General features: G+C 39.3%; 5 protein-coding genes. 1 reads left to right on the plus strand and 4 read right to left on the minus strand.

What is annotated here, in order from left to right; all coding sequences use genetic code 11:
- Positions 1-4,148: SBBP repeat-containing protein (locus HYU69_03965; protein ID MBI2269496.1), on the minus strand; the 4,148-nt coding region annotated here is incomplete at its 3' end.
- Between the two features lie 288 nt (positions 4,149-4,436).
- On the opposite strand from HYU69_03965, the gene HYU69_03970 reads away from it, so the two are divergent.
- Complete coding sequence (locus tag HYU69_03970) at positions 4,437-5,891, plus strand: hypothetical protein (protein ID MBI2269497.1); 1,455 nt, start codon at positions 4,437-4,439, stop codon at positions 5,889-5,891.
- A gap of 73 nt (positions 5,892-5,964) precedes the next feature.
- Here HYU69_03970 and HYU69_03975 read toward each other — a convergent pair whose 3' ends face one another.
- The 3 genes from HYU69_03975 to HYU69_03985 form a co-directional block, all read right to left on the minus strand.
- Positions 5,965-6,309, minus strand: a complete 345-nt coding sequence (locus HYU69_03975; protein MBI2269498.1) for a hypothetical protein — start codon at positions 6,307-6,309, stop codon at positions 5,965-5,967.
- A complete protein-coding gene (locus tag HYU69_03980; GenBank protein ID MBI2269499.1) occupies positions 6,269-8,959 on the minus strand; it encodes an SBBP repeat-containing protein in 2,691 nt (896 codons plus the stop codon). Before HYU69_03980 ends, HYU69_03975 begins: the two co-directional genes overlap by 41 nt.
- Positions 8,960-8,999: 40 nt before the next feature.
- Positions 9,000-12,649: CSLREA domain-containing protein (locus tag HYU69_03985; GenBank protein MBI2269500.1), on the minus strand; the 3,650-nt coding region annotated here is incomplete at its 5' end.

Below are 12,649 nucleotides of genomic sequence, written 5' to 3' on the forward strand. Positions count from 1 at the left end.
AGATTTGATATCTGAGATGTTGTACCTCCATTGCTCCATGCGAATGTATAACCCGGACTTCCTCCGGCTCCTGTTGCGGTTGCTGAGCCTGTCGAAGCGCCGCTACACGTTATATTTGTTGCAGTTGTTGTTACAGTAACGGCCGGATTAATTGTTACAACCGCTGTTGAAGTGGATGTATTTCCTCCTGCATCTCTTATTGTAACCGTGTAAGTTGTTGTTGATATAGGGCATGGACTGATGTTTTGTGTTGTCGCGCCATTACTCCATAAATAAGTGTATGGTGCTGATCCACCTATAGCATTTGATGATATTGTACCGCAACTACCGGGGCAAACTGAACTGCCCGTGGCTGTCACAGTCGGAGCGGCAGAACAATTAATTACAGCTATGTTGCTTGTAACCGTTGCTAAGCAGCCACCGCTAAATACCTGGTGCAATATGCTGTAAGTTCCGGCTGTTAAAAAAGTATAAGTAAAATTCACGGTGGTGCCACTCACACTTACCGGAGCACCAATGCTCCAGGAATACGTTACACCTGTACCCGTCGTTCCCGTATTAATAAGACTTACAGGGCTTCCAATACAAGCTGTAACCGGCTTTGTAAAGGTAGCTGACACAGGACTCGTGCTGGTTATAACCGCCGTTTTAGTAGTTGTGCAACCGCTTCCGTCTGTAACTGTTAATGTATAATTGCCAGGTGCGGGGGTAAAGCCCGGAGTGGTTTGACCACTATTCCAGGAATATGTGTATGGGGGAATCCCACTATTGATGGTTGCCGAAATTGAACCATTGGCAGTACATGTACTATTTGTGCTTGTAATACTGACATCTAAAGGTTGTTTTGAAGCATTTATATTAGCAGTGGCAGAACATCCCAAACCATCCGTTATAGTAACACTGATTGTACCCGGACTTATCCCCGGAAGATTCAATGAAGAAGTCGTTTGGGTATTACTCCACAAATAATTATATGGCGCTGTTCCACCTGACGAATAAGCGGAGACAATAGTGTTATTAGCCGTACACGACCACTGTGTGGCAAACCCAATTGATAAAGGTAATGGCTGTGTGATTATAACAGTTGTAATTGAAGTACATGACCCTGCTGAAATAGTTACCGAATAAACTCCTGCCGACAAACCTGTAACCGAAGATGGGGAAACTATTGTTGTCCCTGCAACACCATTACTCCAGTTATATGTATAAGGACTGCCCGTACTATTATTTACTGTAATTGTCGCACCTCCGTTATTGCCACCGTTACAGGTTACATTTGTTGAACTAACAGAATTTATTACCAAGGCCTGTGTTATGGTTACAGATGTAACTGAAGCGCATAAACCATCGGTTATAGTAACAGTATAGCTGCCTGATGACAGACCGGTAACCTGTATATTAGTTGTAGTCGTGCTTCCGCTTGTTCCATTACTCCAGTTATACATATAAGGCACGCTTCCGCTACTGATAGTAACCTGGGCGCTGCCATTATTTCCACCCGCACAATTAACATTTGCAATAACCGAAGCCGATGCAGACATTGTGCAGCCACAGCTATTTACCGTAATATAAGAGGCTTTTGTAACACTGTCTTTTTTACAAGCGGTTGTAAGTACTAATTTTACAGGATAAACACCGGGAGTTGGATAAGTAATTATCGGCTTTACTGCGGTTGAAGTTGCCGGATTACTTCCCGTAAATGTCCACTTAAACCTATAGCCTGTTGTGTCACATGAAGCGGTGACAAAAGGACTAAATGTAACCGGACTGTTTATACAAACCGTTGTTGTATTCGCTGAATAATTTAATCCATAGGTTTTCGTTTCGCAAATATTAATGCACAATTGAGCGATGAAAATGTCACTCGTTCCACCGCCTTTAGCTGTTTGAAAAGCGCCGGGTGTTACAGGATAATTCCCCGTATAAGAATAGGTTGGATCTACAAATGTATACCCGGTGATATAAATAAAATTACCCGAAACAGAGATACCTTTTCCGTTCCATTCAATGTCATCTTCTCCGGTCCCTCCATAAAAGGTAATGCATTTCTGTATCCCGTTGGGATCATATTTGGCAATAAACTGATCTTCTATGCCACCCCAAAAAGTTTTGTATGCACAGGAACTGATCGGATAATTTCCCTGGTTTGAATCTTCAAACTCCCCATATAAATAAATATTATTGTCCCCATCAACGGCAAGACCGCCCATCCATTCATCCAGGTTTCCGCCCATATAGGTAGCCCACAAACGGATACCAAGCGCGGTGAATTTAACCAAGCATAAATCAGCTAACCCCCCCGTACCACCCCAAACGGTTTGATACGCGCCTGGTGAAGATATACCGGTGGATGACTGGGTTTTACCCGCAATAATTACGTTACCTGTACCATCAACAGCAATACCAAAAAAATTATTATCATAACTTGGACCTCCATAATATGTAGCCCATATCCGAACACCTGCAGCATTAAATTTGACAAGAAATGCATCCGAGGTACCTGCAAAAATCATTTGATACCCTGCAAAAACAGGAAAGTTATTAGAGGTAGTATGACCTGTTAAATAAATATTGCCATTTGATTTATCACACGCCACACCACCAGGCGATTCCTGACCCGAGCCTCCCGTATATGTACCCCAAATCCGTGCTCCGGTTGGAGTAAATTTCACAAGGTAAACATCCTGATCATTGCCATTTAAAGTTCCATTCAAAACAGGTTGGAAAGAAGCTCCCGTTGAAATTCCATTTGTTGAAGATGTTTGTCCGCATAAATACACATTGATACCATCGGTTGCAACACTCTGACCACCCTCTGCCCCGGCTCCCCCGTAATAGGTAGCCCAAAGCCTTGCTCCCGTAGGATCAAGTTTGAGTAAAAAAGCATCGTTCCCTCCTCCACTGACATTTTGATGCACAGTATTTCCGGCAGATGCTCCTATAGGTATATTTGCGGCACCAGACACATTGCCAGACATCAATATATTTCCGGCAGCATCCGAGGCAATGTCCATTCCATTGTCTTGACTGGCATTTCCTCCATAATAAGTAGCCCACAAACGATTACCGGCCGGATTCATTTTTACTACAAAAGCATCATCAGTTCCGCCGGCAAATGCGATTTGAAAAGCGCCAGGTGATACAGGAAAATTAACTGAACGGGTTACGCCTGTGAACAACACATTACCTGACGGATCATTTGTAACATTCCCCTGTAGTTCCAAATCGCTTCCTCCGTAATAAGAAGCCCATGGATCAATAACCATGGGATATAAAGGGTTATAGGACAAAAACGAAAAATGAATAATTACATCCTTACCTGACAATGATTGCTCCAGCTTATATTCTGTCTTTACATCAATTATTTCTCCGTTTATATTCTGATACACCTTTGGCAGTTGCTCAATAATTTCACGGACAGAATTCTTTATAATTAACTCCCCATTTCTTATTTCCAAACCATCAGTACCACTATACTTTAATTTAACCTGTCCCGGATCTCCTCCCTTATTTACTATAATATCGTATTTCAGCCCATGTCTTGTGTTGAGCGAAGTCGAAACTTCTTTACCCCCGTAATATTTTATATCAATATTGTTGTAAATATTTTTTACTGTTATTTCATTGTAAGAGTTTACATGCGTTATTCCATCAGGACAATGCGGGTAATAGTAGTTGGTATATCCATCTACCTGTTCGCTTGCAAACACTTGAGGGGAAGGATTGCAGTTCACAAAATCAACATCCAATCTGTGCACTTTGATGATCTGATCTTTCATCAAATCTGATTTCGGCTCATTTATTTTTAAATTATCCGAACTTTCGTTTTCTTCTTCCTCCTCTTTTATCCTACTGAATATTTCACCCAGGTTATTCAGCACATAACTTACACCGGTTTTTCTTATGTAAACATTCGCTCCTCCTCCATCACCTTTAAATAAAATTTCGGAACGCAGGTGATCCTGGATATCTGCTATTTGTCCTTTATTCTGGATAAAATTCATGCCACCACCCCGCATACTTTGTTCTAATTGGGTTTGGTTATTTTCAGCGGATATATTTTTGCTGCCGGACTTAGAATCGAAATTTTTGTTACCGACAACATGTTGCGCGACCAGGAAAAATAAACTAAAACAAATTTGCCTCATTTAATTTTTATTGTTTTTCAAAACATTTTCGAGATCGATCAGTCAGTGTAAACCAATTCAGTTTGAATTAAATAGCTTATGTCCTAAGTTATCTTCTAATTACCTCAGGCACAAATCATTTTTTACTTAATTTAAGCATCCTAACATTTGTATATATCATAAATATATATACTAAAATGACAAAAATAGCTACTTTTGGAAGATAAATCTAAGTTTCCTATGAGGTCATCCGAAGACCTGTTTGTATTGATAAGATCACTTACAAAAACAGAAAAGCGGCATTTTAAATTGGCCTCCAACTTACAAGTTGGAGAAAAAACATATTTAAAATTATTTGACGCAATTGCAATTCAGAAATCTTATAATGAAGCTGCTATCATTAAGCAATTTGAAAAGGAAAGATTTACTAAAAATTTTTCGGTAGCGAAAGCTTATTTATGCGAAAGCATTTTGAATAGCCTGGAGATTTTTCACAGCAATAAGAATATCGATAGTCAATTAAGAAAGCAAATCAGCCATATAAGGATATTACTATCGAAAAAGCACTACAGCTTATGTTTGAAGCTGATCTACAAAGCAAAAAAAACAGCTTCTGACTTTGATTTTTATACTTATGCCTATGAACTTTCGACAATAGAAGACACTGTGATGCAACAGTTAAATGAAATAAAATGGCTGGAAGATAATCACGAGCATTTTTTCCAAAACGAGGATCGCATTTTAGAAAAACTAAAAAATTTCCAGCAGTATAGAAAACTTATAGCAAGATCAATTACTGTAGGAAGTAAGCAGGGTAAATTAAGAGATCCTGAAATTGCTAAAAAACATGCGGCTCTGAAAAAAAATATTTTCCTGAAAGATCCGTCTAAAGCCCTATCCAATAGAGCCAAGATCTCTTATTACTTTCTTAACGGCACTTATTCTTTTCATGTAAATGATATTCGAAAAAGTTTAAATTATTTTATCCAACTAAAAAAATTTCTAGAGAGCAGCGTTCAGCTCAGAAAACAATATTTTCATTCGTATCTATACACAATGAATAATATTTTAACGACAGGCTTGGGAATAATGAACTTCCAGGAGATCCTCCGTACCCTGAATTCTCTAAAGGATATCACACATAACTCTCACGTAGAACGTTCAAACATACAACTTCGTTATTATTCACACCTCAGCCAGATATTCATTCATTATTGTAAATTTAATGAAGCAGCTCATAGTCTTCCCGAGATTGAAGATTGGCTTAAAAACAACTCCAGGTTTAAATTAGACAAGTCTAATGAGCTGGCTCTTTTAATAAATATTTCCATTTTATACTTCACAAACGAAAAACACAAAATTTGCCTGAACTACTTAAATAAAATTTTAAATAATGAAACTAAAGATTATGCATTTGATAAATATGGCTTTGTACGTCTGTTCTATCTTATTGTACATGTTGAATTAAAAAATCATGATCTCCTGCCCTCTTTGGCTGCATCAACCCACAATTACTTTTTAAAACACAATAGATTATACAAATTTGAAACACTTATACTCGATTTTATTCGCAAAAAATTACCTGAAATGAATAGCAAGCAGAGCGAATTAAAGGCATACAAGGAATTAAGATCCGCATTAGAAAAGATCATGAAAGACCCTAACGAAAAATCAGGCCTGCATAATTTCGATTTTATTGCCTGGCTAGATAGTAAAATAGAAGGGCGGTCATTTAGGGAAGTGCTAAAGGAGAAAGAAATTTAGCGGTTGGGTTATTGTATGTCCATTTGAAATTATCCCGGGGTTATGCACTCCACAACCGACAACAAAACAGTACTCAGGGCGCAGTGAGGTTAACATTTACACTGCAACCGTTTTTATCGGTAATATTTATCGTGTAGGTTCCCGGGCAAAGGTTGTTTTTATACCTCCTGTTATAGCCGTTTGACCATACATAGCTGTATGGGCTTGTACCACCTGTCGCGTTTATCATTAACCATTCCTTGCAGTCACAACCGGTGCAAGTGGCGGAGCCTTTGCTGAATTGGCCGATCAAAGGTGGTGGTGAGGTTATAACGACCATGGTGGTGGCCGCGCATCCATTAGCATCGGTTACGGTTACCGTGTAGGTTGTTTCTTCATCAGGAAATACAAAAGTAGTAGAACATGTCGGGCAACTCATTCCTGATGGTGGAAGCACCGTTGCAGGTTACATTTGTTTGAGTGTTGTTTAAGGTTAAGCCACCGCCGCCACCTGTAATGACGTATACTGCTTGTAAGGTATCACAGTTCATGTATGCTGTTACGGTATATGTTCCCGCGCATAAACCTGTAATGGTATTGGTGGAGTTGGTAACGTTTATTGTGATGCTGCCATTGCTCCATACATAGCTGTAATTGGGATTGCCGCAACTTACATTTATAGTGGCGCTGCCGTTGCAGCTACAACCTGCAACGTTTACATAGCTTTGAACGTAAGCAGGTTTTTTTTCCGGAATGAACTTTACGATATATACATCATCATCCCCATTGGAAGAGTTGTCAAAATAGGCTCCTGCACCCGGATTAACAAATGGAAGAATTCCGCCCGCTGCATTCCTTCTGTATTCTCCGGAAACAAACAAATTGTTCAAATTATCTATGGTGATCCGACCCCAAAACTCTTCTTCAACACTACCAAAATATGTACTCCATATCAGATCTCCTGTATTATTGAATTTTGCCAGAAAAATATCGGAGATCCCTCCTCCAAAAGTATTTTGAACATAATCACAGGAATTATTAACAATGGGGTTATCAGTTGAATTAGTTGTAAACCCAACATATATATTACCACAAGCATCTATTTGAATACTATTAAACGGAATAATAGCATATCCATCAGCTGATTCATAATCTGTCCCGTTACCTCCAAAATAGGTTGACCACTGTAGTATACCAGTAGATGTAAATTTAGTAACGTATATATCACTTGGTCCATTTAATGAAATATCAAAAAAAGCACTACCCCATGAAAGAACAGGAAAATTTGCTGAACGTGTTTTTCCTGCCGTGTAAATGTTTCCGTTATTGTCCTGAACAATTCCGTATCCCCTTTCTTCATTTGTTCCGCCAAGAAGAGTTGCCCATTGGCGAACTCCTGCAAAAGAAATTTTCAAAATAAATGCATCTGAAATACCTCCTAATGTATTATCAAAATATGCTCCGCCGGACGATTGAGTTGGAAAATTCGGCGAGTCCGTATCTCCATTTATCAATAAAAAATTACCTGCATTGCTGATACTAAAACAACTTCCTCTGTCATTATTAAAACCGCCATAATAAGTTGACCATTGAAGTGCGCCTGCTGCCGAGAATTTTAAAATAAAAGCGTCATCACTTCCCCCTGAAGCAGCCTGGTTAAAAGCTCCACCTAAAGCAAGTGTGGGAAAGTTGGCAGAGCTTGTTTGTCCTGTGATCCAAATGTTTCCCAAATTATCTGTAATAATATCACGGGCAGCATCATCACCGCTTCCGCCATATAATGTTGCCCATTGACGAACTCCAAGATTATTAAATTTCAAAATAAAAATATCACCCCAGCCCCAACCACCCGCACCTCCGTATGTATTATCATTATATGCTCCTGGTAAATTTAATAATGGAAAGGCTGCACTTGTGGTACTTCCCGCTACAAATAAATTACCACTATTATCCACAGTTAAACATGATCCAAAATCGGCATCTGTAAATCCTCCTCCTCCTCCTCCATACATAGTACTCCATATCAAAACCCCTGTACCGGAAAATTTCAAAATAAATGCATCATCGTATCCACCCTTGGTATTATCGTAATATGCACCAGCCCAGGCCTGATTGGGAAAAACAGCTCCTGTTCCGGTACCCTCTGCATAGCCTGCAACATAAAAATCATTGTTTGCATCCGTAGTAATATCTAAAGGGCCTCCGTAAACACCTGAACCACCACCATAAAATGTTCCCCACCAAAGTTGCGGATCAATAGTTAAATTTTGGGAAATATCGTACGCGCTTAAATCAAATTTAATGTAAGTATCATATCCACCCTTCGAATTTCTCAGGTTATGTATTTTATTAAATCGGGTTGTAATTTTGCTATTATTCTGGAAGCTTACGGGAGCATTTTCGGTAAGTGTACCTATATCCGTTTCAATAACAATATTTCCACCTGCATTTAACTCTGCAGGCTTAATCGAGGAATAAATCAGTTCGATTTGCGTTGGGTCGGCTCCGGGGTGAACGATAAAATCGTATTTAAATCCCTTATCACTTGAATTATATATCTTCCAATCAATACCGGAATAAATATCTTTTATAGTTATTTTCTCAAATTGTTTTACTCCATAAATACCCTGTGGACAGTGGCTATAAAAAAAATTGAAATTTGTCACTAAAGGATTTTCTTTGATAATATTCTTTTTAAGAATTGTTGCTCCTTTAAAATCCATATCAATTCTACAGTATTGCATTTTCAAATTCTCCTCTTCTCTCGATTCCTTTTCATTTTTAAGTTCCTCATTAGCTTTAGAAAACATATATGTAATGCCCTTTTCGGTGATATACATAGTTATACCAGGCGCTGAGATTTTGAAGAATACGTAAGGCAATGGTTTACCATCCATGTCGGCCATTTGCCCTTTATTCTCCTCAAAACCAATAGTCCCCTCATGCGCCATCCACCGGCTTACCCTCGCTTTTATTTGCGGGTCAGTTATTTTATTATTGCCGGCAAATAAATTACCGATAATAAATAATAAATAAATCAGAGGGGTAGCATGATTTTCACTCACTTTTATTCTATTCGTGCGTAACATGAGTTATAAATAAAATATTGCAAATAAAAACAAGTAAATTTTAACGGGTTATGACAAGTTTATGTTTCACTATTTTATCGTTCGATGAAGCGACAACATAGTATATTCCTGCGGGCAGATCTATTTCAGGGTTTACTATTACCCTGACTGATCCGTCTTCAAAAATAATGTTTGAGCTGAACACTTCCCTTCCCATTATATCCAGCATTACAACCAACACGTTATTCTCTTTATTTCCACTGAACTGCAATGTAAAAACTCCGGTCGTAGGATTGGGAAAAACACGTGCAATTGAAGGCTGACCAATATTAACTGCAATTATGGGTGAGTATTTGTACTTCCCGTCAAAATCAGTTTGTTTCAACTTGTAATATGATACACCGCCCAATGGCTGCTCATCTTTTGCTGCATAAACCAACACTGAAGTACTGTTGCCTGCTCCCGGAACTTCAGTTATTGGCTCGAAGTTAACAGCATTTGCACTGCGCTCAACGGTGAAAAAATCGTTATTTGTTTCTGTCGCGGTCACCCAGGCCAATTGAACATATTCATCATTGACAGGAACTGCATAAAAAGAGACTAACTCAACAGGTAAGCCACCCGGACATGGCGCTAATACTGACACTGGCTCTTTGTACGAAAGCGTTATATCATCGGAAGAACCCTTTTTGCCGATCAAAGGTGCAGGGCATATACTGAACTCGGAGGTGTTGTTATTGGCTACCGTCCTTGATGTAGCCATCACTGTTTCCCCCGTACTTACAGATATACCCGACAAGCTCCAATTTCCGGCGGCATCGGCCTTAACTGTTCCTAAATACGTATTCGCATTCCCACAAGTGCCGGTAGTGCTTTTGAAAACCTCAACCGAATCACCTACTCCACCTGTTTGTGCATTGCTACCACCCACTGTTGTAGCAGTCAATGAAGTAATTGTTGGAAGCGGTTTGTTTCCGTTAGCCTCAAAACCGGCGAACGATAACCAAAGGTGAATAGGCTTAGTCGAATTTCCAACAAACTTGTTCCTTGATATCAAATTTCCTGTTGTTGCGTTAAAAAGCATATTTATACCATATGAATTATAGGCGATCAAGTTTGGAGCATTAACATTTGTATAACCTCCAAAAAGGTTATTTTGAGTAATACAATATATACCGTAGGTCTGCGTAGCGCCGGGAATCTGTTCGCCCAACACGTTTGGCCCGATATAATTATTGATAATAGTATTTGCATTAGAATTGCCAAACATATTGATACCACCATTTGAATTGTCCGATATAATATTCCTGCAACCTGCATTTGTGCCACCTATCGTATTGTTACTGGCCAATTCCATATAAATGCCCCATGATTGGTGACTAAAGGACTGACACGTCCTGGATATCCCATCGGCTTGAAGCCCGATTATATTTCCTGCAATATTGTTTAATGTTCCGTGAATTGTTATCCCATTCGCACCACATCCTGAAATTACATTTCCCTGTCCGGAAATCGGGCCGCCGATGGTATTAGAGGAGGCATAAAGATCAATGCCATAGGTCGTGTTGATTATAGCTTGACTTCCGTCTTTTTGCAGGCCTATCATATTACCCCTAACGAAATTCCCTGTAGCCGGGCTTTGAATATTTATACCTGTATAGGCACCTCCAGCGATCAGGTTCGCACCGGCAGCTGTTCCGTCTCCAATAATATTGCTGGCGGCTGAGCTATAAATACCAACCCATGTACTGTAATTTGTACTTCCTATTGTAGTTCCATCCGAATTCATTCCTATATAACAACCTAAAATATAATTATTGGTTCCTGTTATATAAATTCCAACATCAGCGTTTGTATTTGTAGCCGCTCCGAAATTCGGAAGTACAAGGCCTTTGATGATATTGTTGTTACCGCTAATTATAAGTCCTTTTTGAATAGTACCCGGAGTATTATTTAAAATTACTTTATAAACTGCGTTCATTGGAGTTGTAGTTGAAGCATTAAAAATGGAAGTCGTATTAGCCGAGGCACCAGTATTTGAAAATCCATTGATCATTAGTCCGGAATTGTCGGTCAATGCAGGTAATGCGGAACCTAAATTTATTGTATAAGGACCGGCTGCGCCCAAATTAAAATTAATAACATCGAAGCCTGCATTGAGATTGGCGGCATTAATTGCTTCTCTTAAAGAGCAATGAGTACCATCACAAGTTCCATCATCTACATCATTGGCAGAGTTTACAGTATAAGGTGTTGAATCATCATCATTAAGAATAGTATAGGTATGAACAGTATTGGTTCCTAATGTTGCATTTACCGGACCCGACAAAGTAACAATAATTGTTTCTGAGCCCTCCACAGTCGCATCATCAATTACAATTGCTGTTAGGGTGCCATTCGTGTTACCTGCACTTATTGTCAGTGTTCCGTTAGCTAAAGTATAATCAACACCAGCACCTGATGCTGTTCCTGTTATAGTATAATTAACAGTAACATCAGAAGACGAAAGTCTTGACAGATCAACAAGGAAGCCGGCTGAAGTAGTTCCTTCCAATCCGCTCGAACTTGTGAGATCAAGCTGTATAGTCGGTACCGCAATATCATTATCAAGAATGGTATATGTATGAGCCGTATTGGCTCCTAATACTGCATTAACAGGGGCGGATAATGTTACAATAATAGTTTCAGAAGATTCAGCAACTGCATCATTAACAATGGCTGCGGACAAATTAGCAGTTGTTGAGCCGGCTGTAATTGTATATGTACCACTTGCTAATGTGTAATCAGTACCTCCGCCGGTTGCTGTACCGGTCACAGTATAATTCACAGTGACATTCGAAGCCGAAACGGCAGAAAGGTTGATCTGGATTGTTGCTGGCGTAGAGGCCTCGGACCCACTTGAACTTGTTTGATTAAACTGTATTGTTGGCAAATTTACGTCTCTAAGACAAAGTTTAAATGTTCCCTGGTAAAGTGTATTCGCGTAATTATCGACTGAAATATAATATGTTGCTCCAGGAGTAAGTCCGGTATAACTTAAGTCAATATCCGAAGTAACGCTCGAATATGATGCACATGCAAGCTGGATAAGTGATGAATTCCATAATGCCAGATAAGGATATTGTATTGAGCCTTCACTTCCTCCTGTTTTTAATTGAACATTTATATATGTAGTTGCAGTGGCAGTAAATTTAAACCATCTGTTAAACCATGGGCCGGTGGCCCAGCAGGAACCCTTGCTTTGATCGGGGGTGGCAAAAGCTGTAGAATAGGCAGCATCTGCAGAACAAGAATTAATAATTGAAGTAATATCAGTGGCATAGTTATAATAATCATAATCTTTTACATCGGTCAAACAAAGTTTAAATGAGCCTGCATAAAACGAGAGATAAGTATCAATTGATATGTAATATGTTGCGCCAGGTGTTAAACCCACATATCTTGTTTCAATATCACCTGTGGCTGTACTATATGTAGCGCAAGAAAGTTGACTGAGAGAAGAATTCCATAGTGCGATATAAGGATACTGTAATGTACCTTCGCTTCCGCCGATCTTTAACTGAATATTCACATAGGCGGCGGTAGTAGCGGTAAACTTGAACCAAACGTTACAGTTCGGACCAGCACCCCAGCAAGAACCTTTACTTTGATCAGCTGTCGCATTCACATTGGTATATGCAGCATCAGCCGAGCAGGAGTTAATGAGAGAAG

The sequence above is a fragment of the Bacteroidota bacterium genome (assembly GCA_016183775.1).
Taxonomy (GTDB): Bacteria; Bacteroidota; Bacteroidia; order JABDFU01; family JABDFU01; genus JABDFU01.

Bases quoted from the DNA above. Each gene is read 5' to 3' on its own strand.
- HYU69_03975 (MBI2269498.1), bottom strand. From the start codon at position 6,309: ATGAGTTGCCCGACATGTTCTACTACTTTTGTATTTCCTGATGAAGAA.
- HYU69_03980 (MBI2269499.1), bottom strand. From the start codon at position 8,959: ATGTTACGCACGAATAGAATAAAAGTGAGTGAAAATCATGCTACCCCT.